This window comes from Pseudomonas sp. NPDC089758 (assembly GCF_044748705.1).
Taxonomy (GTDB): Bacteria; Pseudomonadota; Gammaproteobacteria; order Pseudomonadales; family Pseudomonadaceae; genus Aquipseudomonas; species Aquipseudomonas putida_X.
In genome coordinates, this window is the sequence record NZ_JBIVGN010000005.1 from 1 (window position 1) to 26377 (window position 26377).

General features: G+C 60.8%; 32 protein-coding genes and 1 tRNA gene. 18 read left to right on the plus strand and 15 right to left on the minus strand.

What is annotated here, in order from left to right:
• Positions 1-281 precede the first annotated feature (281 nt).
• Positions 282-1340 carry a quinolinate synthase NadA gene (gene nadA, locus ACIPZH_RS08305; protein WP_267818079.1) on the plus strand — a complete coding sequence of 353 codons (1059 nt, stop codon included), beginning with the start codon at positions 282-284 and terminating at the stop codon, positions 1338-1340.
• Between the two features lie 153 nt (positions 1341-1493).
• Here the strand turns inward: nadA and ACIPZH_RS08310 are convergent, their stop codons facing one another.
• Positions 1494-2930 (minus strand): M48 family metalloprotease, encoded by a 1437-nt coding sequence (locus ACIPZH_RS08310; RefSeq protein WP_241805986.1) that lies wholly within the window; start codon positions 2928-2930, stop codon positions 1494-1496.
• Positions 2931-3050: 120 nt separating this feature from the next.
• On the opposite strand from ACIPZH_RS08310, the gene ACIPZH_RS08315 reads away from it, so the two are divergent.
• Together ACIPZH_RS08315 and ACIPZH_RS08320 are read left to right on the plus strand one after the other, a co-directional pair.
• Positions 3051-3290, plus strand: coding sequence for a sulfurtransferase TusA family protein (locus tag ACIPZH_RS08315; RefSeq protein WP_241805987.1), 240 nt, complete (start codon positions 3051-3053; stop codon positions 3288-3290).
• Between the two features lie 18 nt (positions 3291-3308).
• The gene (locus ACIPZH_RS08320; protein WP_400635891.1) at positions 3309-4379 is read left to right on the plus strand and encodes an AI-2E family transporter; all 1071 of its coding nucleotides are present in this window, start codon (positions 3309-3311) and stop codon (positions 4377-4379) included.
• A 136-nt stretch (positions 4380-4515) separates the two neighbouring features.
• On the opposite strand, the gene ACIPZH_RS08325 is transcribed toward ACIPZH_RS08320, so the two are convergent.
• Both ACIPZH_RS08325 and ACIPZH_RS08330 read right to left on the minus strand, forming a co-directional pair.
• A complete protein-coding gene (locus tag ACIPZH_RS08325; RefSeq protein WP_241805989.1) occupies positions 4516-4989 on the minus strand; it encodes a peroxiredoxin in 474 nt (157 codons plus the stop codon).
• Between the two features lie 11 nt (positions 4990-5000).
• On the minus strand, positions 5001-5561 hold the full coding sequence (locus ACIPZH_RS08330; RefSeq protein ID WP_008097509.1) for a glycine cleavage system protein R: 561 nt from the start codon (positions 5559-5561) through the stop codon (positions 5001-5003).
• 260 nt (positions 5562-5821) lie between these two features.
• Here ACIPZH_RS08330 and dapA point away from each other — a divergent pair, with 260 nt between their 5' ends.
• The 5 genes from dapA to ACIPZH_RS08355 all read left to right on the plus strand — a co-directional run bounded on the left by dapA (position 5822) and on the right by ACIPZH_RS08355 (position 9518).
• On the plus strand, positions 5822-6700 hold the full coding sequence (gene dapA, locus ACIPZH_RS08335; protein ID WP_400635892.1) for a 4-hydroxy-tetrahydrodipicolinate synthase: 879 nt from the start codon (positions 5822-5824) through the stop codon (positions 6698-6700).
• A 17-nt stretch (positions 6701-6717) separates the two neighbouring features.
• Entirely contained in the window at positions 6718-7836 is a 1119-nt protein-coding gene (gene bamC / locus ACIPZH_RS08340; protein ID WP_400629981.1) for an outer membrane protein assembly factor BamC, read from the plus strand.
• Complete coding sequence (locus ACIPZH_RS08345) at positions 7837-8595, plus strand: MBL fold metallo-hydrolase (RefSeq protein WP_241805992.1); 759 nt, start codon at positions 7837-7839, stop codon at positions 8593-8595. It begins immediately after the preceding gene.
• A 30-nt stretch (positions 8596-8625) separates the two neighbouring features.
• A complete protein-coding gene (purC, locus tag ACIPZH_RS08350) occupies positions 8626-9336 on the plus strand; it encodes a phosphoribosylaminoimidazolesuccinocarboxamide synthase (protein ID WP_012315794.1) in 711 nt (236 codons plus the stop codon).
• A gap of 92 nt (positions 9337-9428) precedes the next feature.
• A tRNA-Ser gene (locus ACIPZH_RS08355) sits at positions 9429-9518 on the plus strand.
• Positions 9519-9639: 121 nt separating this feature from the next.
• Here ACIPZH_RS08355 and ACIPZH_RS08360 read toward each other — a convergent pair.
• From ACIPZH_RS08360 to ACIPZH_RS08415, 12 genes are all read right to left on the minus strand, one after another.
• A complete protein-coding gene (locus ACIPZH_RS08360) occupies positions 9640-10878 on the minus strand; it encodes an Arm DNA-binding domain-containing protein (RefSeq protein WP_400635893.1) in 1239 nt (412 codons plus the stop codon).
• Positions 10875-11129, minus strand: coding sequence for a hypothetical protein (locus tag ACIPZH_RS08365; RefSeq protein ID WP_400635894.1), 255 nt, complete (start codon positions 11127-11129; stop codon positions 10875-10877). The genes ACIPZH_RS08360 and ACIPZH_RS08365 overlap by 4 nt, the downstream gene beginning before the upstream one ends.
• A gap of 16 nt (positions 11130-11145) precedes the next feature.
• On the minus strand, positions 11146-11355 hold the full coding sequence (locus ACIPZH_RS08370; protein ID WP_238739203.1) for a hypothetical protein: 210 nt from the start codon (positions 11353-11355) through the stop codon (positions 11146-11148).
• On the minus strand, positions 11348-12283 hold the full coding sequence (locus ACIPZH_RS08375) for a hypothetical protein (RefSeq protein WP_400635895.1): 936 nt from the start codon (positions 12281-12283) through the stop codon (positions 11348-11350). The genes ACIPZH_RS08370 and ACIPZH_RS08375 overlap by 8 nt, the downstream gene beginning before the upstream one ends.
• A 377-nt stretch (positions 12284-12660) precedes the next feature.
• Positions 12661-12957, minus strand: coding sequence for a hypothetical protein (locus ACIPZH_RS08380; RefSeq protein ID WP_400635896.1), 297 nt, complete (start codon positions 12955-12957; stop codon positions 12661-12663).
• The gene (locus tag ACIPZH_RS08385; RefSeq protein WP_400635897.1) at positions 12954-14003 is read right to left on the minus strand and encodes a phosphoadenosine phosphosulfate reductase family protein; all 1050 of its coding nucleotides are present in this window, start codon (positions 14001-14003) and stop codon (positions 12954-12956) included. The genes ACIPZH_RS08380 and ACIPZH_RS08385 overlap by 4 nt, the downstream gene beginning before the upstream one ends.
• Positions 14000-14254, minus strand: a complete 255-nt coding sequence (locus ACIPZH_RS08390; protein WP_400635898.1) for an AAA family ATPase — start codon at positions 14252-14254, stop codon at positions 14000-14002. The genes ACIPZH_RS08385 and ACIPZH_RS08390 overlap by 4 nt, the downstream gene beginning before the upstream one ends.
• Positions 14251-14769 carry a hypothetical protein gene (locus tag ACIPZH_RS08395; protein ID WP_400635899.1) on the minus strand — a complete coding sequence of 173 codons (519 nt, stop codon included), beginning with the start codon at positions 14767-14769 and terminating at the stop codon, positions 14251-14253. Before ACIPZH_RS08395 ends, ACIPZH_RS08390 begins: the two co-directional genes overlap by 4 nt.
• A gap of 85 nt (positions 14770-14854) precedes the next feature.
• Positions 14855-15100, minus strand: a complete 246-nt coding sequence (locus tag ACIPZH_RS08400; protein WP_185279670.1) for a pyocin activator PrtN family protein — start codon at positions 15098-15100, stop codon at positions 14855-14857.
• Entirely contained in the window at positions 15097-15606 is a 510-nt protein-coding gene (locus tag ACIPZH_RS08405; protein ID WP_400635900.1) for a hypothetical protein, read from the minus strand. Before ACIPZH_RS08405 ends, ACIPZH_RS08400 begins: the two co-directional genes overlap by 4 nt.
• Entirely contained in the window at positions 15603-15767 is a 165-nt protein-coding gene (locus tag ACIPZH_RS08410) for a hypothetical protein (protein WP_400635901.1), read from the minus strand. The genes ACIPZH_RS08405 and ACIPZH_RS08410 overlap by 4 nt, the downstream gene beginning before the upstream one ends.
• A 139-nt stretch (positions 15768-15906) precedes the next feature.
• On the minus strand, positions 15907-16611 hold the full coding sequence (locus ACIPZH_RS08415; RefSeq protein ID WP_185279667.1) for a S24 family peptidase: 705 nt from the start codon (positions 16609-16611) through the stop codon (positions 15907-15909).
• 97 nt (positions 16612-16708) lie between these two features.
• On the opposite strand from ACIPZH_RS08415, the gene ACIPZH_RS08420 reads away from it, so the two are divergent.
• The 10 genes from ACIPZH_RS08420 (at position 16709) to ACIPZH_RS08465 (ending at position 26376) form a co-directional block, all read left to right on the plus strand.
• Positions 16709-16933 carry a helix-turn-helix domain-containing protein gene (locus ACIPZH_RS08420; protein ID WP_258703218.1) on the plus strand — a complete coding sequence of 75 codons (225 nt, stop codon included), beginning with the start codon at positions 16709-16711 and terminating at the stop codon, positions 16931-16933.
• Between the two features lie 126 nt (positions 16934-17059).
• Positions 17060-17548 carry a phage regulatory CII family protein gene (locus ACIPZH_RS08425; protein ID WP_185279665.1) on the plus strand — a complete coding sequence of 163 codons (489 nt, stop codon included), beginning with the start codon at positions 17060-17062 and terminating at the stop codon, positions 17546-17548.
• On the plus strand, positions 17541-17744 hold the full coding sequence (locus tag ACIPZH_RS08430; RefSeq protein ID WP_185279664.1) for a TraR/DksA C4-type zinc finger protein: 204 nt from the start codon (positions 17541-17543) through the stop codon (positions 17742-17744). Before ACIPZH_RS08425 ends, ACIPZH_RS08430 begins: the two co-directional genes overlap by 8 nt.
• Positions 17741-20509, plus strand: coding sequence for a bifunctional DNA primase/polymerase (locus ACIPZH_RS08435; protein ID WP_400635902.1), 2769 nt, complete (start codon positions 17741-17743; stop codon positions 20507-20509). Before ACIPZH_RS08430 ends, ACIPZH_RS08435 begins: the two co-directional genes overlap by 4 nt.
• A 325-nt stretch (positions 20510-20834) precedes the next feature.
• Positions 20835-21383: a hypothetical protein gene (locus tag ACIPZH_RS08440; protein WP_400635903.1), complete on the plus strand. Its 549-nt coding sequence runs from the start codon at positions 20835-20837 to the stop codon at positions 21381-21383.
• A 207-nt stretch (positions 21384-21590) separates the two neighbouring features.
• Entirely contained in the window at positions 21591-21938 is a 348-nt protein-coding gene (locus tag ACIPZH_RS08445) for a phage holin family protein (RefSeq protein WP_185279662.1), read from the plus strand.
• Between the two features lie 148 nt (positions 21939-22086).
• Positions 22087-22608: a terminase small subunit gene (locus ACIPZH_RS08450; protein WP_400635904.1), complete on the plus strand. Its 522-nt coding sequence runs from the start codon at positions 22087-22089 to the stop codon at positions 22606-22608.
• 43 nt (positions 22609-22651) lie between these two features.
• Positions 22652-24538 carry a phage terminase large subunit family protein gene (locus ACIPZH_RS08455; protein ID WP_400635905.1) on the plus strand — a complete coding sequence of 629 codons (1887 nt, stop codon included), beginning with the start codon at positions 22652-22654 and terminating at the stop codon, positions 24536-24538.
• A 12-nt stretch (positions 24539-24550) separates the two neighbouring features.
• Positions 24551-24766: a hypothetical protein gene (locus ACIPZH_RS08460; protein WP_400635906.1), complete on the plus strand. Its 216-nt coding sequence runs from the start codon at positions 24551-24553 to the stop codon at positions 24764-24766.
• Between the two features lie 2 nt (positions 24767-24768).
• A complete protein-coding gene (locus ACIPZH_RS08465) occupies positions 24769-26376 on the plus strand; it encodes a phage portal protein (RefSeq protein WP_400635907.1) in 1608 nt (535 codons plus the stop codon).
• Position 26377 lies beyond the last annotated feature (1 nt).

A 26377-nucleotide genomic window follows, 5' to 3' on the forward strand; every position in this document is an offset into this window, starting at 1 on the left:
CACAGTCTGTACTGCGTCAACAGTCAGAATCCGGCATTTAGTCCCACCACCCCTTCAAGTCTAACCATACAAGCCGGCTTGCCGGCGATGAGGCCCGTGCAGGCCACACAAAAACCGCTTTAGAAATACCCAGATTGTCTGTAGCCTTCGGCGTCCGATAATAATCCGCGCCCGCAGAGGGCCGTGGCGGCTTGCCTGCCGTCCGGCGCCCTTAGCCGATCTGTCAGGGCCGGGTGATACACTCGATTTGACGCGCATGCGCGCCTGCAGGTCCAGCGATCATGACCCAGATATCCGAACGCCTGTTGGTTCAGGCCCACCTCGACGCCAAGCAGCCCAACCCGCTGACAGCCGAGCAGGAGGCCGAATACCGTGCGGCCATTGCTGCCGAGCTCAAGGCGCAAAATGCCGTGCTGGTTGCCCATTACTACTGTGACCCGGTTATCCAGGCGCTCGCCGAAGAGACCGGCGGTTGCGTGTCCGACTCGCTGGAAATGGCCCGTTTCGGCAAGAACCACCCCGCCCAGACGGTGGTCGTCGCCGGTGTGCGCTTCATGGGCGAGACCGCGAAGATCCTCACCCCGGAAAAGCGCGTGCTGATGCCGACCCTGGAAGCCACTTGCTCGCTCGACCTGGGTTGCCCTGTCGAAGAGTTCTCGGCCTTCTGCGACCAGCACCCCGAGCGCACCGTGGTGGTGTATGCCAATACCTCTGCCGCCGTCAAAGCGCGGGCCGACTGGGTCGTGACCTCGAGCTGCGCGCTGGAAATTGTCGAAAGCCTGATGGACAACGGCGAGACCATCATCTGGGGCCCGGACCAGCACCTGGGCCGTTACATCCAGAAGCAGACCGGTGCCGACATGCTGCTGTGGGACGGTGCCTGCATCGTCCACGAAGAGTTCAAGTCGCGCCAGCTGGCAGACATGAAAGCGCTGTACCCCGATGCGGCGATCCTGGTGCACCCGGAGTCGCCAGAGGCAGTGATCGAGCTGGCCGATGCGGTAGGTTCCACCAGCCAGCTGATCAAGGCGGCGCAGACACTGCCCAACAAAACCTTCATCGTCGCCACCGACCGCGGCATCTTCTACAAGATGCAGCAGCTGTGCCCGGACAAGGAATTCGTCGAAGCCCCCACCGCCGGTAACGGCGCGGCCTGCCGCAGCTGCGCGCACTGCCCGTGGATGGCCATGAATACCCTGGAGCGGGTGCTGGAGTGCTTGCGCAAGGGGACTAATGAAATCTTCGTCGACCCGGCGCTGGTGCCGAAAGCCATCAAACCCTTGAACCGCATGCTGGACTTTACCCAGGCTGCTCGGCTGAAGCTGTCGGGTAACGCCTGAGGTTCAATCGCCGGCCCCTTGCTATGGACTGCCCCCAAGAAGTTGGACACCAATCCGACCCTTGGGGGAGCCACTGTCTTGCTCAACTTCTAAAAGCTGGCGCGATCCCTGTGGGAGCCGGCTTGCCGGCGATTGGGCTGCGAAAGCAGCCCCTTACCGCCCCATCATCTCCTGCACCATGCGCTGCTGCTCCATGATCTCGCGCTGACGCTGGTCGATCTGTGATGCCAGTGGGAAGTTGCTGCCGGCACGACGCTTGGCGTAATCCAGCTGCTGGATCGCCTGGTCGAAGTCCCCCACCAGGGTAAAGTACTCTGCCCGCGCCCGGTGCAAGCCAATGGTATTGCCCGCCAAGCCACGCACTTCGGCCATTTCGTACCAGACATCCGGGTCATCCGGGCGGTTCTTGATCAGGTCGTTCAGCACCTTTTCGGCCTCGGCGGGCTTGTTCTGCTTGATCAGCAGGTCGGCACGCACTTGCTTGAGCGGGTAGTTGCCCGGATACAGCCCTTGCATGCGCTCCGCCCGCTGCTGCGCATCGGCCAGGCGGTTGTTGGTGATGTCCAGGTCGATCTGCGCCAGGTTATAGGTGATGTCATTGGGCGCCTTGGCCAGCAGTGGCTTCAGGTTCTCACGCGCTTCGTTGAGCTGGCCGCCTTTGATCTGCGCCAGGGCCAGGCCATAGCGGGCAGCGTCCAGCTTCGGATCTTCATCCAGCTGCGCGCGGAAGCGTTTGGCGGCCAGGCCCGGTGTGCCTTCATAGATGAGGGCCACGCGGGCGCGGATCAACTGATAACGCTGGCTGTCCTCGACGCCGCCCTTGGGGGCCTGTTCGGCCCGGTTGCGGGTGTCGGCGATACGCGATTCGGTGACCGGGTGAGTCAGGAGGAATTCCGGTGGTTTGGCGTCGTAGCGGTACTGGCGCGCCAGGCGCTCGAACATGGTTGGCATGTTGCGCGGGTCGTAACCGGCCTTTTCCAGGTTCTGGATACCGACCCGGTCGGCTTCCTGCTCGTTCTGCCGCGAAAAGCGCCGCTGCTCCTGGATCGCCGCTGCCTGAGTGCCGGCAATCATGCCGATGCCAGCATCACCGGCGCCCCCAGCCGCCAGGACGATACCGGCCAGCAGCGCCGCCATCATCGGCAGCTGCATGCGTTGTTGGGCCTCCACGCCACGGGCGAAGTGGCGCTGCGACAAGTGCGCCAGTTCGTGAGCCAGTACCGAGGCGTATTCGCCCTCGGTCTGGGCGTTGAGGAACAGGCCGCCGTTGACCCCGACGATACCACCCGGGGCGGCGAAGGCGTTCAGCTCGCGGCTGTCGATGAGGATGAATTCCAGGCGCCGGTCCTGCAGCTGGCTGGTTTCGGCCAGGCGGTACACGGTGGTTTCGACGTAGTCCTTGAGCTGGGGGTCGTTCAGCTGGTTGACCTGGCCACGCAGCAGGCTGAGCCAGGCACGCCCGAGCTGGTGCTCCTGCTGCGGCGAGACGATCGCGGAACTGGCGTCGCCCAGTGAAGGCAGGTCGCTAGCATGGCCGGGAACGGCCATCAGGCAGGCCAGCGTCAACAGGGTAGGGCGCAGTAGATTCATGCACGAAGCTCGCGTCGGGTCAAAGCCCCTACTGTAGCCGGCTCACACGTTGGCGACCAGTGGCGGTATGCTAGCCAGCCTGTTACCAAAGACGTCTGTTCCACGTTTGGAGACCCCCTGATGACCAGCACCCTGACCTGCGACGCCGAACTCGACGCCAGCGGGCTGAACTGCCCCCTGCCTCTGCTCAAGGCGAAGATGGAGCTCAACCGACTGGCCAGTGGCGCGGTGCTGAAGGTCATTGCGACCGACGCAGGCTCCCAGCGCGATTTCCGCACTTTTGCCCAGCTGGCCGGTCATACGCTGCTGCATGAAGTGGCCGAGGCCGGCACCTATACCTACTGGCTGCGCAAGGCCTGACCCAACCAAGGATCGTCAATGTTCAAAGTGCTTCGCGACTGGATAGAGCGCTACTTCTCCGATGAGGAGGCTGTGGCGCTGGCGGTCCTGCTGTTTCTGGCCTTTACCGCGGTCCTGACCCTGGGCGGCATGCTTGCGCCGGTGCTGGCGGGCATGGTGCTGGCTTTTCTGATGCAGGGGCTGGTCAATGCCCTGGAGCGCCTTCGGGTGCCGACGCGGCTGGCGGTGATGGTGGTGTTCGCTCTGTTCATGAGCGCGCTGGCGGTGTTCCTGCTGGTGCTGGTGCCGTTGCTTTGGCATCAGTTGATCACGTTGTTCAACGAGTTACCGGGCATGCTCGGCAAGTGGCAGTCGCTGCTTCTGCTCCTGCCTGAGCGCTACCCGCACCTGGTGTCTGACGAGCAGGTGCTGCATGCCATCGAATCGGTGCGTGGCGAGATCGGCAAGTTCGGCCAATGGGCGCTGTCTTTTTCGCTGTCGAGCCTGCCGCTGCTGGTCAGTGCCATGATCTATCTGGTGCTGGTGCCGATTCTGGTGTTCTTCTTTCTCAAGGACCGGGAGCAGATCGGCCGTTGGGTCAGTGGCTACCTGCCGCGCCAGCGGACCTTGCTGAACCGGGTTGGCAATGAGATGAACCGGCAGATCGCCAACTACATCCGCGGTAAGGGCATCGAGATTCTGATCTGCGGTATTGCCACCTACATCGCGTTCATCAGCCTGGGCCTCAACTACGCGGCGTTGCTGGCGTTGCTGGTAGGCCTATCGGTGGTGGTGCCTTATGTAGGGGCGGTGGTGGTGACCGTGCCGGTGACGCTGATCGCGTTGTTCCAGTGGGGTTGGGGGGATCAGTTCATCTATCTGATGACGGTGTACGCCATCATCCAGGCGCTCGATGGCAACGTGCTGGTACCGCTGTTGTTCTCAGAGGCAGTGAGCCTGCACCCGGTGGCGATCATCTGCGCGGTATTGCTGTTTGGCGGGCTATGGGGCTTCTGGGGGATCTTCTTCGCCATCCCGCTGGCGACGCTGATCAAGGCCGTGCTCGATGCCTGGCCGCGGCACGAACCTGCCGTGGCGCCCATGCTGTGAGCTGAAGCGGCACGCTTCGAGCGGCAAGCTTCGAGCTGCAAGCTTCGAGCTGCAAGCTGCAAGTAAAAGCAGATGGCGGTGTCCATGCGATCCGCTTTAGCTTGAAGCTTGAAGCTTGAAGCTTGAAGCTTGAAGCTCAGCGCTGGTTCAGTGCCTGGGCCGCTGCCAGGACGGCATCCACATGGCCTGGTACCTTCACGCCACGCCACTCCTGGCGCAGTACGCCATCCTTGTCGATCAGGAAGGTGCTGCGGTCCACGCCCATGTATTCCTTGCCATACAGCTTCTTCAGCTTGATCACGTCGAACAGCTGGCACAGGGCCTCGTCCTTGTCGCTGATCAGCTCGAACGGGAAGCCCTGCTTGGCCTTGAAGTTTTCATGCGACTTGATGCCGTCGCGCGACACACCGAACACCACGGTGTTGGCCGCCTCGAACGCTGCGTGCTGGTCGCGGAAGCCCTGGCCTTCGGTGGTGCAGCCTGGGGTGCTGTCCTTCGGGTAGAAATACACGACTACCTGACGGCCCTTGAGCTCGGCCAGGCTGACGGACTGGCCGCCGGTGGCCTGGGCCTGGAAGTCGGCGACGGGTTGGTCGAGTGCTACTGCCATGGATGCATTCCTTAAACGGGGTTCTGTGGGCGCCAAGGCTCGATCAGCGCGTCCAGGTTGAGGGCGTCGGCAAAGTCGAGGAACTGGTCGCGCAGCCAGCTGATCTGGGTGCCGGCCGGCAGGATCACGGTGAACTGAGCGTTGAGCATGCTGCTGCCGGTCTGCGGTGCCAGGTAGGTGTCGCAGGTCATGGCTTCGAGCTCGACACGGTGGTCGAGGAAGAACTGGCACAGCTCGTTGATGATGTCCGGGCGGTAGGCCGCACTGACATAGGCCACATACGGCAGGGCCTGCGGGCGCACTTCCTGGTCGGCGCTGCGCACCACGTCGAGGGTCAGGCCGTGCTTCTTGCCCAGGCCGGGGAGGGTGGACTCAAGGCGTGCCAGGGCATCCCAGCTGCCACCGACCTGCAATACCAGGGCGCTGGTCTCGCCATGGCGGCTCAGGCGCGAGGTGACGACCGCGCAGCGGTTCTCGAAGGCAGCGCGGCTGAGGACGTTGGCCAGCTCCATGGGGTTGGGGCCCAGGGCACTGATGACAAGGAATTGTTCGCGGACGGTGGGGGTGGACATGCAGCATTCCTAAAGCGATGAGCGGTCGGCACAGGACGGGCGAAAGCCTCCTGTCGGCAGGGCCCGGGGCTCGCATGCGAGGACGTGGACGCTGGCCGGGGAGCAAGGTCGACGGCCCGGCGGGCCGCGCTGCACCGATCAAAGGGTCAAGGGTAGCGAAATAAGGCGCCGAGGGGAATGCTCCACCCGCCTGCTTCGCTTGTGCAAGGCCGATGCCCCCAGTACCATTACCGCTCTCTTTTTCCGGCAGGAGCGTTTACATGATTGCGGGCAGTATGGTGGCATTGGTCACACCCATGGATGCACAAGGGCGTCTTGATTGGGGCAGCCTCGGCAAACTTGTAGACTTCCACCTGGAAAACGGCACTCACGCGATCGTCGCCGTCGGCACCACCGGCGAGTCGGCCACCCTGAGCGTCGAAGAACACATCGAGGTCATCGAATTCGTGGTCAAGCGGGTCGCTGGCCGCATTCCGGTCATCGCCGGCACCGGTGCCAACTCCACGTCCGAAGCCGTGCACCTGACCCAGAACGCCAAGGATGCCGGCGCTGACGCCTGCCTGCTGGTGGTGCCGTACTACAACAAGCCGACCCAGGAAGGCCTGTACCTGCACTTCAAGCACATCGCCGAAGCCGTCGACATTCCGCAGATCCTCTACAACGTACCCGGCCGCACCTCCTGCGACATGCAGGCCGAGACCGTGATCCGTCTGTCGACCGTGCCCAACATCATCGGCATCAAGGAAGCCACGGGCGACCTGGCCCGTGCCAAGGCCATCCTCGATGGCGTCAGCGAGGACTTCATCGTCATGTCCGGCGACGACCCGACTGCCGTCGAGCTGATCCTGCTGGGTGGCAAAGGCAACATTTCGGTCACTGCCAACGTCGCCCCGCGCGAGATGGCCGACCTGTGCGAGGCCGCCCTTGCGGGCGATGCCGAGAAGGCCCGCGCGATCAACGAAAAACTCATGCCGCTGCACAAAGACCTGTTCTGCGAAGCCAACCCGATTCCGGTGAAATACGCGCTCGTCGAAATGGGCCTGATGCAAAAAGGCATTCGCCTGCCACTGACCTGGCTGAGCGAAGGTCGTCACGAAAAAGTCCGTACTGCCTTGCGCCAGTCCGGCGTACTGGTTTAATCGAGGAAGTACACCGCATGAAGCGACTGGCTGGTCTTTCCGCGCTCGCCCTGATCATTTCCAGCACCAGTGGGTGTGGCTGGCTGTGGGGCGAGGATGGCTATTTCCGCGACCGCGGCAGCGATTACCTGCAGGCGCACCCGACTGCACCGATGCAGCTCCCCCAGGACGTCAGCAACGTCAAGCGCCTTGACCCGCTGCTGCCGATCCCGCGCAACGTCGCCGACGACACCGCCAAGGGCGAGTTCGAAGTGCCGCGTCCGCAACCGCTGTCGGCTGGCGCCGACGTCAGCGATTTCAGCCTGCAGCGCAGCGGCAGCAGCCGTTGGGTGCTGGCCCAGCGTTCGCCGGCCGAAGTCTGGCCTGTAACGCATCAGTTCTTCGAAGACAATGGCTTCCGCATTGCCGAAGAGCGCCCGCAGACCGGCGAATTCACGACCACCTGGCAGCGTTTCGACGAACTGTCGGCATCGCTCGGCCAGCGTCTGGCGAGCACCACCAGCAGTGGTGACAGCGAAGTGCGCGTGCGTGTGCGCATGGAGCCTGGCGTACAACGCAATACCTCCGAGGTGTATGTCGTCAGTATCGAGCGCCCGGCGGGCAGCACTGCCGAGCCTGAGTTCCCGTCCACGTCCAGCAACACGGCCGCCGATGCGCTGCTGGTCGACGAAATGCTCGCCAGCATGAACCGCAGCGCCGAGAAGGGCGGTTCGGTGTCCTTGCTGGCTGCGCGCGACTTCGATGCGCCGAGCCGCGTCAGCCTGAGTGAAGACGGTAGCGGCAACCCGGTGCTGTTCCTCGGCGCCGACCTGGACCGCGCCTGGTCCGGTGTGGGGCGTGCCCTGGAGCAGGGCGGTCAATGGCGTGTGGAAGACATCAACCGCAGCCTGGGCCTGTACTACATCAACCTGTCTGAGAAGCCCGACGACAAGCAGAACCAGCCTGGCTTCTTCAGCCGGATGTTTGGCAGCGAGCCAACCAAGGAAGAGCTTGAGGCCCGCGCCGAGCGTTACCAGGTGCGCCTGAGCAAGGTTGGCGAAAGCGTGCAGGTTACCGTCGAGAAGAACATCAACACCGTGGCCCCGCCCGATGTCGCTCGCCGCGTGCTGAGCGCCATTCAGGACCACCTGGGTTAAGTGCGCTTCGCGGTACTGGGAAGCGGCAGCCAGGGAAATGGCACGCTGATCGCCAGTGGTGACACGTTCATCCTGGTCGATTGCGGGTTTTCACTGCGTGAAACCGAGCGGCGCCTGGCGCTGCTCGGGGTGCAGGCGTCTCAGCTGAGCGCCGTGCTGGTCACCCACGAACATGCCGACCATGTGCATGGGGTGGGGTTGCTGTCGCGGCGCTACAATGTACCGGTCTACCTCAGCCAGGGCACATTGCGCGGCATGCGCAAGCCGGTGGAGGCGGCCGGTTTTCTTGCTTGTGGCGACAGCCTGCATATCGGCAGCCTGCAGGTGAGTGCGGCGCGGGTCGAGCATGATGCCTATGAGCCGCTGCAGTACGTCATCAGTGACGGTCGCCGTCGCTTTGGCATGCTGACCGACCTGGGGTCGTACGACGCGCTGTTGCTCGAGCGCTATCAGGGCCTGGATGCACTGCTGATCGAGGCCAATCATTGCCGCGACATGCTGGCGCGCGGGCACTACCCGTACTTCCTCAAGCAGCGGGTCGGCGGCATGCAAGGACATTTGAACAACCACCAGGCCGCGCGCCTGGTGGACGAGTTGGGGTGGAGCAACCTGCAGCACCTGGTGCTGGCCCACCTCAGCAGCAAGAACAACCTGCCACATCTGGCCCGCCAGTGCTTCGTCGACACCCTTGGGTGCGACCCGGACTGGCTCCAGGTGGCGAATCAGGAACACGGGCTCGACTGGCGCGAAATCGCCTAGCCCACCCACTCAAGCAAGCGGAGCCCAATCATGGAAAAACGCGAAGAACTCTACCGCGGCAAGGCCAAATCGGTTTACAAGACCGACGACGCCGACCGCTTGATCCTGCTGTTCCGTAACGACACCTCGGCGTTCGACGGCAAGCGCATCGAACAACTGGACCGTAAAGGCATGGTGAACAACAAGTTCAATGCCTTCATCATGCAGAAGCTCGAAGAAGCCGGCGTGCCGACCCAGTTCGACAAGCTGCTGGGCGACAACGAGTGCCTGGTCAAGAAGCTGGACATGATCCCGGTCGAGTGCGTGGTGCGTAACTATGCCGCCGGCAGCCTGGTCAAGCGTCTGGGCGTGGAGGAGGGCATCAAGCTCGAGCCGTCCACCTTCGAACTGTTCCTGAAGAACGACGAGAAGGGCGACCCGTTCATCAACGAATCCCACGTTGTGGCGTTCGGCTGGGGCACTGCCGAGCAGCTGGCAGAGATGAAGAAGCTTTCGCTGAAGGTCAACGAAGTACTGAACAAACTGTTCGATGACGCCGGCCTGCTGCTGGTCGACTTCAAGCTGGAGTTCGGTGTATTCCACGGCCAGATCGTCCTGGGTGACGAGTTCAGCCCGGACGGCTGCCGCCTGTGGGACAAAGAAACCCGCAAGAAGATGGACAAGGACCGCTTCCGCCAGGGCTTGGGCGATGTGATCGAAGCTTACGAAGAAGTTGCCAAGCGCCTGGGCGTGCCGCTGTAAGCGGCGCATTCACGCAAGCGCCTGATACCACGCGATTTTTTTGAAAATAAAGGTTTGCGTTTTCAGAATTCGCTGGTATGATGCGCGGCATTGGAGAGATGCCGGAGTGGTCGAACGGGACGGATTCGAAATCCGTTGTACTGGCAACAGTACCTAGGGTTCAAATCCCTATCTCTCCGCCATACGCGAAGTAGCCGAAGCCCCCGAAAACGTTGATGTTTTCGGGGGCTTCGTCGTTTTAGGGGTGTCGGTTAGGGCAGATTTAGGGCAGATTTGCGGCCCATTAGGCCGCCTTAGGGCGGTTCAGTCCGCTGCAAAGCCCATCATCTTGGAGACGATATCTGCCATGCTTTTGGTGTCCTTCGAGATCCAGCGGCCGTAATGCTTGCGCACCATGGTCGTGTCGCTGTGGCCGAGTTGACGGGCGACCCACTCAATCGGGACGTAGCTCGACAGTGCTTGGCTCGCGAACGTGTGGCGTGCCTGGTTGGCGCCTCGATGGCGAATGCCCGCTTTCTCAAGGTGGGCGGTGAACCAGTTGCTGACGGTCTTGCCGTTCCACAGCAGGCCGCTTGTGGAGCTGCGGAATAGGAAGCGGACCCGCTCATGCTTCTTCGTGATGTTGTCTCGCTGCACTACCGTGATGTGCGTGGGCTCTGCAGCCTTCGCTTCAGCAACGATCATGGTCAGCAGTTCCAAGGCCGGCGCGATCAGTTCCACCGTGCGGATGCGCGAGCGCTCCTTCGGTACCTTGAATTCCCCTGCGACCAGAGCGCGTCGAATTGTCAGAGTGCCGGCCACCAGGTCGACGTCCTCTACGCTGGCCGCGATCAACTCGGACAGAGACAGCCCGGCCCAACAGTTGAAGACGATCATCCGGCTGTCTGTCATACGCCCAGGGTCTGCAGCAGCTATCCGCTCGATTTCGCTCCGGGTGAATGGGTCGGCGAATTCGCTGTCACTGTCGGACTGGATGTTCTCGATTCGCTCAAGGGGGTTGAGTTTGATGATCTCGTCGCTAAATGCGTCCCCCCACACCCCCCGTATAATCGTGAATACGTCATTTACGGTTTTCGGTTTGAGGCCATTAGTGAGTAGCTCGGCTTGGAATAATTCAAGCTCGCTCTTGGGGATGCTGGCGATCGTTCTACCTGCGAATTTCTTCCTAACGTGTTCGGACTTGCTCTTGTAATTGATAAATGTACTGTGGGCCTTTTTGACTTTGGCAACTTCAAGCCACTGCGCTATCCCTTCATCTACAGTCCTTTTGGCTGGCTCATTGGGAAGTTCCTGTCGAGCTTTGAGCCAAACCGAATCGGGGAAGTGTGCCGCGTAGTCGAAGCGGTTTTCCTTGATCTCCGCAAGTATCGTTCTGCGTTTATTGTCTGCATAGGCGATGGCGGCCTTGTTGATCTTGGCAACATTGCGTAGAGGCTCTCGGCGGCGTTCGCCTTCGTACATGAAGGCGATCCGCAGGTGGTTACCGTTGATGTCGACGCCCTTGGGTAGGGCGTCAACACCAGTTGGAAGTTTCACGCTCATGTACGGCCGGCCATCCAGTTCTCAATCTCTACACGGTTGTAGACAATCACATTGGCTGGGTCGGTGCGCCATTGCTTCTCTTCCAGCCAGATTCCCCGGTCACGGTACTTGCGTACGGCTTCAGTGCTCAGACCAAAGATTGGGAACAGCAACTCTTTGCGGATCCACACTGCTGGGGTTATCAAAAGTTGCACGGCATCGGAGGTCAAGTTGCTTGCTTCGTGGATGGGTTTAATTTGTGGCTTAGCCATTTGATGATTCTCCGATTCACCGAAGTGGTTGCGGGCGCTGAGGCTGCTGACGTTTTTTCGCGGCCACGTTGGCCATGTAGGATTCCCATTTTTCGCTTTCGCGCTGTTGCCGGATCTGGCTACATTTCGTGTGTCGACGGGTCGACCTGCCTTTGCCGCATATGTCGCATATAGCGGGCAGGTCGAGGCTGTGCGAGGCCATGGGTGGCCGGATGCGCTCAGTCATAACTCACTGCCTCGCTGCCATTGTTGATAGCGTCCAGCGCGGCTTGGTCAAGCAAGCGGTGCATTTGGTTAGTGCCTTGCTCGTCCTCGCGCTGCAGTTCGTGGATGATTTCCTGTATCAATAACGTGCCGTTCAGGATGCTGACTGGCTCGCCTCTGTAGTCGACCGGCCATTCCGGTGCACAAGTGACTGCGTGCAATAGGCACTCGGTGGTGATGCGGATAACCAGTTGGTCGCCTTCGACTGCCACCGTAGGCAGCGCGTCAGTCAGGTCGGCAGTTCGCTCAGCCGTTGGAGGGGGGATGCGATTCAGATCGTCTTCTGCTGGCTGTATGGCAATCGCAGTTGCGACGCCAAGTGACTGCTGGCGATCGAGGCGTTCGATCTCCGCGAGGATGAGTGCGCCGGCTTTTACGAGCATTGTTCGTTGATCGGTCGGTTTCCATTGATCTCGATGCCATGGCCAAGATGGAGGAACGGTAGTTACTTTGAAGTCCTGGATGTTGCAGGTTTGAGCCCAGAACGCATATGCACCTGCTGCGTCGGCCAGCTGGCCTGCGGTGTATTGGTCGTCACCTTCCGTTGTATACCCTTCGGTTTCGAGCTGGCGTCGCCGCTCCGCGAGAACAGCTTGAACGGCCGTGTCGCTTGGGCGCGTGGAGATGTTGAGGTCGGGCTTGCAGCCCTCCGCTGTGTCGAGGCTGCGGCATGGCGCTGCACCGGCGCAGGGGACGCCAGAGAGCAGGATGCTGTTGTCGGGCTTACAGCCCTCGGCGTTTATCTGGCGGTGGCGCTCGATCTCGGCGATCAAGCCCAGTACCGTCGCGGGCGGTACTGCCGTGCCGTAGTCATTCAGGGCTACGACGTCATACTGATTGGCGGCCGCAGCCGTGGCGAGTGTCTTCAGTTTGATAATGTCGATGGTCATGCCGTAGTCCTTCGGATGATGTTGAAACCAGCTGCCTGGCGGGTCTTGGAGCACTGGTCGTGATTGCCCTTTACGCGAGCCTTACCGCAGATGTCGCAAATAAACGACATGGCGGGGCGAAACATGGGCTGCATGCCCTTGCGCATACGGGTGGTGGGGGTATAAGTCGATGTGTCGATCACAGCGAATACCTCTCATGGATTCGGCGAGCGTTCGGGCTCAAGGCCAGGTGCTCAAGGTTTGTGGCGCTGTCTGCACTCGGCAGCGTGACTGTCACAGGGTGGCGGAGGCTGGTGCTGCTGTGATGCAGCTCGACCAAGGCAGCGATCAGTGCCACTGCGAGCGCAAGGCTGATCGCTTGCCAGGTGCGTGTTGGGTTAGGCACGTTGGCGGCCCTCATTGAGCTGGCTGAGCACCTGCTTGCTAGCTAGTTCGAACAGTTCGTTGGCGGATACTGGCGTGACGGATTGCTCGCAGTTGTGCACGGCGTCAAACCGAGTGCGGTACAGCCCGGCCTGGCCGAGCCAAGCGACGGCGCTGTGTTCGGCATTGGACACTGGGCAGCCGTGGGCTTCAGGGACAGTGCCTTCGTGGGTGCGCCTGCACTTCCTGCAGTGATACAGGCCACCGTCGTTGGCCTCGCTCATGTACCAATCATGGCGGTGCGTGCTCATGCGGCCTCCATGGGGCTTTCATGAACCCAGCTGCTGTCGCAGAGACCGTAGGCGCTGGAGCAGGCGGAGCTGTCTGCTTCTCCATCGCTGGCGATCAAGTCGTACTGGATCCCGCCGCGTGTGGTGCGGGACCACTCGACTGTTTGGTGGATGTTGGCAATGGCTACTAGCTCCGCGGGCGTCATGCCATTGGTGGACCCCCGCTGATGCTTGGCATTTGCTGCCGCGAAGAACGTCGCGCCACCACTTTTGCTTGCCTGACGAACCAGGTCCTCCCAATAGGCGATCCGCTCGATGTGCTCGGGAAAGCGGGCTGCGATCTCACGCAGCTCACCTTTGCGACAGTTGATGCAAGGCATGCATCCAACCCTTCCCATGCCTTGGCTATACAGGGGGTTTGGTTTGATGCCTTGATGCTTGTGTGCCTCGAAAACCGCTGCGACAGGCCAGTCGAGTATGGGACGGTAGTTGTAGAGCCCGCCCCCGACTGCATCCAATTCGGGAAGGTAGCGTCGGACGTCCGACTCCTCTCGGCGTACCCCTTGCCAAGACAGGACCATGTTTCTGCCGTCCAGCAGGGGAAGCATTGCCTGCTCGACGATCACATTCCGCTTGAGCTCTTCGGTGCAGAACTGAGCTTTCCGTGAGGGGAAGCGACCTTTCCAGAGGCAAAGGTCCAGAAACGGTATGCCTGTTGGTTGAAGCACCTGCAGGGCGCTCTCGATGAGGTTTTCGGCGACACCCTGCTCGCGCCACTTGGTGGAGATGAAATCGCGCTTGCGCGCGATCTGCTGGGTAAAGTCTGCGCGTAGTGTTTGGATCGGTATGCCGGTGACCGAGGTCAAGTAATCAACGTACTCCAGCGTGAGCTCGTGCTCATTGCCCGTGTCGGAGAAAACGCCACTTAGATTGGGGACTTCAAGGGCTCGGGCGAGTAGTAGCGTGGCGGTACTGTCCTTACCGCCCGAGACGCTCGCGATGTTGAACTGCTGGCCGTCGAGCTGATCGACCGCGTAGCCCTGGCCGTTCATCTTTACGGCGGTCATGCTGTCGCTTCCTGTTGGCGGGTGATCTGCATGGCCTGGTCGAAGGTTATCACGCGGCCATCGAAGTACCAGGCGGGATTGTCAGCGTTGGTCAGCACCAGGGTGTCCAGCAGCGGTACAGGGGCGCCAGCGTCCCAGTTGTCGAGGATCTGGCTAAGGCCGAGCGCTTTTGCGATGGCTGGGGCGTTGGTGGTCTTGCCGCATCCGGCGGGACCGTGAACGAGGCAGCTGCGAGGGGTCTTAGTAGTCATGCTGCAGCTCCTGCTGTAGCTGCGCTGGTCGGGGTGCTGCGCAGTTGGGCGTGGATGCGCTTGGCCAGATCGTCAATGACGTCGGCTTGGGCACCTGCTCGCGTTGCCTCGGCATCGGTCTTCAAGGCTTTGAAAGTGCGCTCAGCCAGGCGCATCGTGGACGAAGCGCTGACCAGCTTCTCGTAGTCCGCCTTGGTCACTGCGAGCCCTGTGTACGACATGATTCGGGCTTCAAGCTCCCTGATGCTTGCCTTGAGCGCAGTGATGCTCGCTCGGCGCGCGGCAAGCTCCAGATTTCCGGTTTGCTGAGTGCGCAGCAGCTCTGCGCGGAGATCGTCCAAGGCCTGTATGGCTTCCTTGAGTTGCAGGCTCAAGGTCTGGTCGTGGAAGGTTTTACCGGCCTCGAAGCCTCGGGCATAAGCAAGGCGGCGTGCTTTGGCGATCAGGAAAGGAAGGATGATCAGGGTGACCATCCAGCCGATGCCAGCGGCGAGTGCGTACTGATGAGGTTGCATGTGCTGTGCTCCTTCGTGGCCCGCCACCTTGCGGGGTGAGAGTCGGCGGCGGGCAGAGTGCCCCTGTTGGCCGGGGCCGCCTGGTTCAAGCGGATTGATTAGTGCGCTCTGCCTGGCGATCCAGATATGCGGCCAAGTTCTGCAGGTAAACCACGTGCTGGGCCTTCGCCGAGTTGTGTAACTTGCTCAGCTGCAGATCGATCTGGCCTTTGTTGATGAGCTCCCTCAGCCGTCGGTCTGTACCGATGTGAGCGAAATAGCGCTCCCTCACGGCGGACAGCGTCGGGCAAGGGGTGGCGAACTCACTGCGCAGTTGTTCTAGCGTGCTCATGCGCATTTCCCGAGGCCTTCGGGGCCGGGCTGAAGCTTTCCGCGCACTGCTGCAGCGAGGTGTTCTTTGCAGGCACCCGTGACGGCGACACAGACATCCCCTTGCTCGTTGGTCACTACGGCGCCAAGGGGCAGTTCGCGGTTGACTGTGGCGATGACATAGGCGGTTTGGCCGGTTTGGAGCACTTCTTCCACACTGACCTGCGCCTCCAAGAGTGCGAGTGCTTCTTCCGACTGGGCGCCAGAGTCAGCCCTGCCATTGGCCAGGTCCTGCAGAAAGTCTCGCAATGATTGGCACTTGGTCGAAAGTGCGCGAGGAAGGCTCAGGCTGCTGAGGAGCGGCCCAAGTGTCACCTTGATGCGGTGGTGAGTAGTGTCGTTCTCGATCTCAAGCTGAGCGTCAAGCGACACTTCCGGGCGCTGCAGTTTGCAGGTCGCTGAGCCGCCTTTGTCCAGGGTGTTCTGCAGCAGCATGATCTGGCGGAGAGGTATGTGGAACTCGCTCATGCTGCACCTCCGGTGGCCGTTACTGCATGGGCCTTACCATCCTGGGTGACGACCAACTGCAAGCCGGTGCTGCGCTGGAATGCCTGAATCTTTGCAAGGCTGCTGCAGGCGGTGGGGTGGATCAGGATCGCGACCGATCCTTTGTGCTGTGCTGATTTCATTCTTCCGTGTCCTTGATGTGAGAGAGGGGCACGGGGGTGAAATTAGCAAAGGCTAATTAATTGAGCAATAGCAAATGCTAAATTATCGAAGTGTGGCTACGCCCCAGCAAATGCCGGTAGGGCGCAGCTCGGGAGTTCGTTAGAGCTTCTTCGCGTTCCAGGCCAGCAGGACGCGGGCTTGGATGTGCATGCGCTCGATCATCGATTCATCGATGGTAATCGGTGGGTAGATGGGGTTGTCGGAGATCATTCGCAGCTGGCCTCCGGTAAGGCGCTGCAGGCGTTTGATGTAGAGATCGCCCTCAAGGGTGAAGACATATATCGCGTCTGTTTTCACCTCGGAAATCCCACGATCCACAAGCAGAGCGTCGCCGTCGGCGAACGTACCAGACATGCTGTCGCCATCTCCTGTGATGATGGCCAAGTTGTCTACATTCGAGAAGCTCAGGCCCTGCATCCTGAGCCAGTCGAGGTGAACCGTCATGTCGCGAATGACTTCAATGTGCATACCTGGGGCTGCCTTGCCATGCCCCATAGACGCCGCGATATCGAGGTGCGGAATCAGCACGAAGTTCTTGTCCTTTTCCGCCCTGGTGGGCAGGCGAACCACGTTGTCTGGGGCTGCGGTGGATGGCTCCTCGGATGGAGGAGATGTCAGCGTCCCTGCTGCGAGCCCAATCTTGAGCTCCAGATTTAGCGCAGCCTTTTCCCCCAGCTTGCGATGGCCGTTGAGCAGTTGTGACAGGTACGACGCGTCTAGGTCGTGAGCCTCAGCGAATTCCTTCTGGCTCAGTGCACCCATGATCGTACGGAGGGAGGCGATACGCCTTTCGTTGATATCCATGTGTCGATGATTGCTTTCCGTTAGCAAACAGTAAATTACTACTTGCTATTGCCTTGCGAATTAGCAATTGCTAATCTCGCCGGCAATGGAGGTGTCTATGACGCTTAGCGAGTACTTGAAGACGATGGACAAGGAAGGGCTCGAGGCTTTCGCGAAACGTTGCGGAACGTCTGTTGGGCAGTTGAAACAAGTCGCCTACGGCAACCGCCGCGCTAGTGCGGGATTGGCTGTTTGCCTGGATCGAGAAACGGAAGGGGCGATTCGTTGTGAAGCGCTGCGACCGGACATTGATTGGGCGTATTTGAGGCAAGCAAAGGAATAAGGTGCTGGACCAGGGACTCTCACCTCCCTGGCCCAGCGACGACGACGCACAGCACAGTACGGTCGTAGCTGTAGGATAGGTCCTACCTCATTCTCTGGCTACACCGTAAACCGAGGATTTACGGTTATGAGTCGCATTGATCTACTGCCGGATGCAGGTCCGGTTCTCGCCTTGCGGCAGGCGCTCTACCGCGCCGGTCGCGACTATCACGGCGGTATCACAAAGCTGGCCTTCGATATGGTCATGGACGTGGATGCCCTGCAGAAGAAACTTCACCCTACCGAAGAGCGCCGCTGGCCAAGCCCGGACGAGATCGAAGAAATCGTCCGCTGGACCGCTGACCCGCGTTTGCTTGATGCCTTGGTCCGTCCGGCCGGTGCCGTCTGGTATCGCCCGGAGCCGGTCCCAGCGACTAATGAAGCGCTGCAGGCAGTAGCCAAGCTCCTTGAAGAGTCCAGTGAGTTCGTCGGTAGCCTGCACGAAGGCGCCGCCGACAATGTCTGGACGGCTGGTGAAGTGGTCGACCTCGAGCAGCGCGGGATGGATGTTATCCGTCAAGTGCTAGCGATCATGGCGGGTGCCCGCCAAGCTATGGAGGATGAAGCTCATGGCTGATGTGATCGATGTGGCCAACGATCAAGCCGACTATCATCTGCAGGTAGCCCTTCAGCGCCGTATTCGCCCAGTGACGAAGCCGAGTGCGCAGTTTTGTGAAGACTGCGATGAACCAATCCCGGAGGTGCGTCAGCTGCTGGTGGCGGGGTGCGAGACTTGCATCAGCTGCCAGGAGCTGCGGGAGCGTCGGAGATGAGTGATCGCCCATCCTCTACCACAGCTGATTGGGCGCGGCGCTACATTGATGCCTTCGATCTTGCCCTGGTTCCCATTGAACCAGGTGAGAAGGGTCCGAAGGGTGCCGGCTGGAACAAGCCTGGTGGCTATTTCACGGATGCCTCGAAGGCTGAAGCGTTCTGGACTGCGAGCCCGAATCACAACCTTGGTGTTGTGCTCGGGCCGAGTCGTGTCTGCTCGCTCGACGTTGATGACGTTGAGCTGACCCGGCAGGTCTTGCAGCAGATCCTTGGGCTCGACGTTGACGCGCTCGCTGATGCGTTTCCCACCTCAGTAGGCAACCCTGAACGATTCCGCGTGATGTTCCGTGTTCCTGAGGGTGTTGACCTGACTCGCCACGCCTTGGTGTGGCCTAACAAAAACGACCCCGATGGCACCATCTACAAGGGGCTCATGGCGCAAGTGAAGGCCGCGCAGGACGAAGGCGATGCTGCCCGCGAGGCGGCTTTTCGCATGGCGGCTGAGCCCTTCAAGAAAGTGACGGTATTCGAGCTGCGGGGCGGGCTGGTGCAGGACGTCTTGCCGCCATCCATTCACCCAGGCACTCGTAAACCCTACACGTGGCGTACACCTCCGACTGCTGAGGGGCTGCCCGAATTGCCGGCTGACCTGCTGGGCATCTGGCAGGGTTGGGACGAGTTTAAACAGAAGGGGGAGGCTGTTTGCCCTTGGAAGCCGAAGGCGGCAGCACCTGCGGCTGCAGCTCGTCCCGTGGCCAGGCCATCACCAGCTGCTGCACGATCTGGTGATCGGCTCCCCGAAGTCATTCCCGAATTCAACCGCGTCCATGACATCGCCACGATGATTGAGGCGCACGGTTACAAGCACATCGATGGGAAATGGTTGAGCCCCCACAGTAGCTCCGGGATGCCCGGCGTCACTATCACTGAGGGCAAGCTGTATTCGCACCATACCTCGGACCCGCTGGCGAATGGGCACAAGAACGATGCGTTCGATGTGTTCTGCATCCTGATGCACGACGGCGATCAGAAGGCTGCGACCAGGGCGGCTGCTCAAATCCTTGGCATTGACGCAAAATCGCGCCCGCCGACACCGCCGCCATTGGGTGAACGTCCCCGTACCCCATTGGTGGTTGAGCAGACCGACCAGCCTATAGTCATCGAGAACGGCGCTGTAGACCCTCCCCAACCCCCATCGGACGATGAAGCCACCAGCCCGGCCGGCTCCTCGGCTACCGGGGGGGCAGGGGGTGGCGCCCTGGATATTGACGGCGCGATGCGTCGCTTCGCCCTGGTCGAAGGCACCACCAGCGTGTGGGACTTAGACAAGGGTCGGTCGATGAAGCGGACAGGCTTCGAGGCCTTGATCGGCAAGCCACTTGCGAAGGAGTGGATGGAGCGGACTGACAAGAAGCTCATCGCCACAGAGCAGGCTCAGGAGCTTGATCAGGCCAGGCGTTTGTCGACCAAGAAAGGCGGCGCGTTGAAGCTCGACCCCATCGAGCGGTACGTGTACATCGACGGCACCAAGGACGTGTGGGACAGGGAGAAGAAGCGTCGTGTCGCTGAGGGGGCCGTGAAAATGGCCATGGGGGAAGAGTACAAGTGGTGGCTCAACAGCCAAGATCGTCGCGTCGTGGATGTTGACCACATCGTATTCGACCCCACTATGACCAAGGATCCCAACCTCTACATCAACACTTTCGAGGGGCTCCCTTTGGAGCCTGTCCGTGATGACGCCGCGTGCGAAAATTTGCGCTGGTTGATTTCGTTTCTCTGCAACCATGACGAGGAAGCCTTGAGCTGGCTGACGAAGTGGTTGGCATACCCGCTGCAGAACATGGGGGCCAAGATGGATACGGCGGTCCTTATGCATTCCATCATGGAGGGCTCAGGCAAGAGCTTGTTGTTCGCGGACATTTTCGGCCAGTTGTATGGCCAGTACGCCGCGACCGTTGGCCAGACCCAGCTGGAGGGTAGCTTCAACGCCTGGCAAAGCCGGAAGTTGTGGGCTGTGTTTGAGGAGGTCGTGAGCCGGGATCAGCGCTACAACCAAGTTGGCAAAATCAAGCACATGATCACCGGCAAAACCGTACGCATGGAATCGAAGTTCATCAACGGTTGGGAAGAGGCCAACCATATGAATGCGGTCTTTCTGAGCAACGAAATCATGCCGTGGCCTATCAGCGAAGATGATCGCCGGATGCTTGTGATGTGGCCCTTGCAAACATTGCCCGTAGATCGCCAAAAGGCTATCGGTCGGGAGCTGAGCAACGGTGGAGTGGCGGCACTCTACGGTTGGCTGCTCGATGTCGAACTCGGAGACTTCAACCAGCGGACACGTCCTCCTAAGACCGAGGCGCGACAACGTTTGGTCGCGCTCAGCCGTACGGCATGGCAAACTTTCCTTCACCTCTGGCAAACTGGAGAGCTTGGGCGAGGTCTATGGGGGTGCTGTCTCGCAACCGACTTGTACGCGCTGTTCATCGAGTGGTGCTCGCGTAACAAGGAGCACGCCATGAGTCAGACGAAGTTCTCACTCATGCTTAGTGCTACGGTCGATAAAACGCGCTCAATTCCATGGACGGAGGGGAATAACCGCCGATTCGCGGCGTTCTTTTTCCCTGATGATCCCGAGGCTTCCCTGCCCCCATCGTTCAATGCGGCCGAGCTGGGGCAAGCTGTTATCACCTGGCGCAGCAAGGCGAAACTTGCAGGGTGGAACGTCGACGCTTGGGAACACGTGAAGGGGGTCGCTGCATGAGACCAAGAACCCCTGTGTTGGGTGTGTTGGGTTTGTGTTGGGTCTGTTTGAGCAACCCAACACGCGTAGAACCCGCTAAATTCAAGGCTTCCCGAGCCCTTGTGTTGGGTGTGTTGGGTTTGCGCGCACGCGCGCGTGCGGGCGACTTATTTCTCATGCTTCGTCGGGCCAACAAAAAAACCTATGCGAGAACTCAAAAACCCAACAAACCCAACACACTCAACACACCTACTGATAAAGCATTGAATTTATTAGTTTTTATCTGTGTTGGGTTTGTGTTGGGTTGGCTGATTGTGTGTTGGGTATGGAATTCGGAGGAGTGGCGATGACGGTGGAAGCGGGATTGCGCATTCAGCTCCTGGTGCAGATGGCCCAGCACCAGGCGGAAATGGCGGAATTGATTGATCCAGCCGAGCGCCTGCGTCTGGTTGGCGCTCTGATGCAGCACTGGGGCGAGCAGCGGCGTCAGCTTGGTTTGGGAGCCAGCCTTGGCAGCCAAATGGGGACGATCATGGAGTGGAAGGGATCAGCGCCTCGCACTGGCTCTTCTGGTGCGCGGATTCTGATGGCGGGTGCTGGTCTGGATCACGCCGCCTCTGAAGTAGATGCAGCTGTTGCTGAATTGGCTCGCGGGAACGACCGGGCGGCAACGCTGGCCAAGTTGGCCGCACTGCGTTACGTCCACCAAGTCACGATCAGGGAGCAGATGCGCGAGGTCGGGCTTGCCGAGCATGCTGATCGCACCTACCGGAACTGGGTCAAGTCACTGCACCTGCAGGTGTTTGCCGTGCTGGCTGCCCGCTCCGGCCGTGTTCGGCAACAGACCGTTCGTCGGGTAGGAATGCGACTTGCGTGCAACATCGATGCTACATAGGCGCCACATTGCGGAGTACCGAAAATCACCCCTTTTCGGTTTTTCCGGTGGCATGTAAAAAGGCCCCACGATATCAAAAGTGCGCTTAGGCGCTTCCCCCACAAGCACCGTGCTGCGCTACCCGCTCCGACCTGTCGGCGCACCGAGAACCCTGCCACCTGGCGGGGTTTTCTGTTTCTGGCGCCGTGCTTTGCCAATGAGGCTTACATGAACAGCGAGCAACAAGCGTTAGCCGAACTGCCGATCTGGATGGTGATCGTGCTGTCCCTGGTCGGCGGCGTATCGGGAGAGATGTGGCGAGCAGACAAGGCGGGTGCTCGCGGTTGGGGGCTGATTCGTCGGCTGGCCCTGCGCTCGGGTGCCTGCGTCACCTGCGGTTTGTCGACCAACATGCTGCTGTACGCGCTGGGCGTTTCGGTCTGGGCGTCTGCTGCCGTAGGTTGCCTTACCGCCATGGCCGGTGCCGATGTCGCGATCAACCTGTATGAGCGCTGGGCTGCGAAGCGTCTGGGCTTGGAGCAAGCCCCACCGGCAAACGGCGAGGTAGGGCAGTGACCCGGCCTGGGGTCGGGGTGGGGGCCTGTCGGCATTTGCCGATTTTTGGGTCCTCCCCCAGGGCCGCCCCCTACACGGGTGCGCAGACTCGCGGTTTCCCTGCAGCTGAAATTCCTGCAGGGATGTCCGTCTTTTCAAGGACTTAGTGATGGGCAAGACAGTCAGCAAGGTCGAACTGGGCGAGATCATAGGCCGAGACGAACGAACGCTGAGCCGCTGGCAAAAAGATGGGATGCCAGTAATCGAATTCGGCCTGGGGCGTGGCAACGAAAACCAGTACGACACCCAGGCGGTGGTCGAGTGGTTGATGCGTCAAGCCGCGTTGAACGGCAAGAAGGAATCAACACGTGATCGCCTCGACCGTATTCGTGGCGACCGCGAAGAGATCGCGCTGGCCCGTGAACTCGGTGAAGTTGTGATCGAGGCAGAAATGGTTGAGCGCTTCGAGGCGGTGATCACTGCCGCGAAGATCGAGCTGCTCAATACCTTTCCTGATGAGCTGGCGGCGACCTTGTCGGCCAAGTACGGCGTGCAGGTCGATGACCATCTGATCCGCGAGCCCATCGAATCAATACTGAGGAGGTTGTCCGCGTATGACGAGGATGACGATCTCGCTGGGGATCCTGACGAGTCGGACGACGAGGAGGGCTCTGAAGAAGTCGGCGAGTAAAGCGATGAGTCGGGTTTGCCGCAAATGGGCGCCCCCACCGAAAATGACCATCATCGAGTGGGCCGACAGATTTCGCTGGCTTGCCCCGGAGGAATCGGCAGCACCAGGTAAGTATCGCTTCGACATTACTCCGCACTTGATCTGGCCGGGTGGTCCGCTCGAGGCGCTAGACGATCCCAACGTCTCCGAGATCGTTGGACGTAAGTCGGCTCAGGTGGCCTGGACGTCGGGGGTGCTGGGCAACGCCATCGGCAAGTGGATTGACCTTGAACCATCTCCCATCTTGATCCTGTTCCCCAAGGCCGAAGCGGCGAAACAGTACGTCGCGGAAAAGCTGGAACCGATGATCGAGGCCACCAAGCGGCTGCGCAAGAAGGTGGATCTGCGAAGTCGCAAGCTGCAGCAACGGCAGGACTTCAAACGGTTCCCCGGCGGCTTTCTGAAAATGGTTGGCTCCAACAGCCCGGCCAGCGTGAAGTCCACGCCGGTTCCAAAGGTCGCCATCGAAGAGCCCGACGACTGCAATCTGAACCTGCGGGGGCAGGGGGACAGCATCAAGCTGGCCAAAGAGCGCCTCAAGACATTCCGTCGGTCGAAGATCATCATCGGCGGCACCCCCACCATCAAGGGCTTGTCGGCCATCGACGCGGAGCTGGAACTGTCCGACAAGCGTGTCGGTCTGGTGCCGTGTCACGGATGCGGACAGTCGCACGCGCTGAGCTTCGATCATCTGCACTGCGACGAGGACGACCATTACTTTCACGAGGTGTACGGCAAGCGGCGCCCGGAAACGGCGTACTACGCCTGCCCGCACTGCGGTGAGATTTGGGATGACCACCAGAAGAACGACAACCTGAAGCGTGGACGTTGGGAGGCTACTGCCGAGTTCCGAGGTATCGCCGGGTACATCCTCAACGAGTTGTATGCGACGTTCCACGGCTCCCGCTTCGAGGTGCTGATGGAAAAGAAGCTGCAGGCCGAGCACGCCATGCGGCTGGGAAACATCGGGCCGATGATCGCCTTCACCAACAGCTCGATGGGCGAGAGCTACGAGTTCAAGAGCGACGCGCCCAAGACCGACGAGCTGGAGAAGCGCGCCGAGCCTTATGCGGAGCTTACTGCCCCCAACGGCACGCTGCTCATTACGGTTGGCGTCGACGTCCAGGGCGACCGTCTCGCCCTAGTCATGGTTGGCTGGGGAAGGGGCGAAGAGTCCTGGCGTTTGTACTGGGGCGAGCTGCCAGGCAACCCCATTGATCCCCATGACCCTGTGTGGAGTGAGCTGGACAAGATCGTCGCAACGCCGATCCCTACCGAAAGCGGTGCGCAGCTCGCCGTCTCGGCTGTCAGCATCGATAGCTCCGACGGCAACACCAGCGATGCGGTGTACACCTACGTTCGAGATCGCCAGCGCTTCAACATCATGGCGATCAAGGGCGCGTCCATCGACAGCCGGGACCGGGAGATCTTCACCAAGCCGGCCCAGTCGGCGGACACCAGCCAGGACAACACCAAGGCGGCGAAGTACGGCCTGCGCGTGTTCATCGTCGGCACCCATAAGGCCAAGACGCTGATCGATGGCCGGATGAAGCTCAAGGGCGCGGGGCCAGGGCGGATGCACTGGTATAGCGAGATCCGCTCGGACTATTACGAGCAGGTGACCAACGAGGTGCTGGCTCCGCACCCACGCAACCCCAGCAAGATGGTCTGGCAGAAGAAGGCCGGCCGGCGTAACGAAGCCCTGGACTGCGAAGTGTATGCCTTACACGCGGCGCGCAGCATGAAAACTCACCTGCTGCGTGATCACGAATGGGACCAGCTCGAGCAGCAATTGCTTCAGCCCACCCTCTTCACTACTGAGCAGGCGGTGGCGCCGGTTCCTCGCCGTGCGGTTACACGCGGCAGGGGTACCCGCAGCCGCGTCAGCTAATCGAGGTTCAACATGACAGATGCACAACAACGCCTCGACGAGGTCAGGGCGGCGATCTCTCGCGTCCTGAAGAACGGGCAGCGCTTGCGCCGGCAGGACCGTGAGGTCCAACTGGCCGAGCTCAACAGCTTGCGCTTGCTGGAGAAACAGTACGCTGCTGAGGTCGCATCCGAGGCAGCAGCTAGGCAAGGCCGTGGCCGTAGCCGCGTTTCCTACGTGGGGATCTGACCATGTGGCCGTTCCAAAAGCAGGATTCGGCTGCTGAGCAGCTGATGAAGGAAGCAATCCGCATGGCCAGGGCTTCGGTCGACGGGCAGCAAATCGTTGCCCAAGGCGGCGGCGGTGGCGTCGAAACTCGCTGGCGGGGTGCTTCGCGGGTGCTGCGCAGCGTTGCTAGCTGGATACCTGGTCTGGGTAGCCCCCGGCGCGATTTCAACCACAGCGAACGCCGCATGCTGGTGGCTCGTTCCCGTGATGCCATGCGCAACCACCTGATCGCCCGTGCGGCGATTACACGGTTACGCACCAACGTAGTGGGTACCGGGCTGGTCTGTCGTGCCCAGGTCGACCATGAAGCGTTGGGCCTCACCGAAGAAGAAGCTGAGCAACTCAACGCTCAGCTGGACCGGTTGTGGTCTCTGTATGCCGATGATCCACGGGAGTGCGATGCAGAAGCATCGCTCAACCACTATCAGTTGCAAGCTCTGGTGCTTGTCTCGTCAATGGTGGCTGGCGACGTGTTTGTTGCCAGCCCCGACCAAGAGCGGCCTGGGTGCATCTTCAGCACGCGGTTGCAGTTGATCGAGTCCGACCGTGTCGGCAACCCGAACGGCGGCATGGACCGGGCAGACCTGGTGGAGGGCGTGGAGTTCGACGGGCTGGGTGCACCAGTGGCATACCACGTCTGCACTGGCTACCCCGGCGAGCATCTGCTGGGTAAGTCCCTGCAGTGGGAGCGGCTGACGGTGTTCGGCGCTGAGACCGGGCGCCGGCGGGTGCTCCACGTCATGGCTGACAAAGAACGGCCCGGCCAGAAGCGCGGGGCGCCTTACCTGTCACCGGTGCTGGAGCCTTTGCAGAAGCTGGAGCGGTACAGCAGCGCCGAACTGATGGCGGCGGTGATCTCGGCCATGTTCACCGTGTTCATCAAGAAGAGCGACGGTTTCAACACCAACAACCTGCCCATGTCTGCGCTGACGGAAGAGCAGCCAGGCGGTGATGACACTTCCGACGGTGCCATTGCGTTGGGCGAAGGCGCCATCGTTGATTTGGGCGTCGGTGAGGAACCGATGATCGCAAACCCCAGCCGGCCAAATGCGCAATTCGACCCGTTCTTCACCGCTGTGGTGAAGGAAATCGGTGCAGCGCTGGAGCTGCCGCTGGAGGAGTTGCTGTTGCATTACAGCAGCAGCTACAGCGCCGCCCGGGCAGCCATGCTGCAGGCGTGGCGTTTCTACAGCCTGCGCCGCTGGTGGCTGGCCTGTGACTTCTGCCAGCCGAGCCGCGAACTTGTCATTGACGAGGCGGTAGCCAGGGGCTTGGTGGACTTGCCCGGTTACAACGATCCGGCCAAGCGCAAAGCTTACTGCCAGGCCATCTGGATTGGGCCTGCCCGTGGCGCGATTGATGAACTCAAGGAAGCCAACGCTGCCGGCAAGCGCATCGAGATCGGCGTGAGCAACGAAACGCTGGAAACAGCGGCGATGACTGGCGAGCCCTGGCAGCAGGTGATCCGGCAGCGCACCCGTGAGGTCAGCTATCGCCGCGAGCACAACATACAGGCGCTGCCGAAGAGCGGGCTTGAGTCTCCGCCAGAACCCCAACCCAAAGAGGATTAAG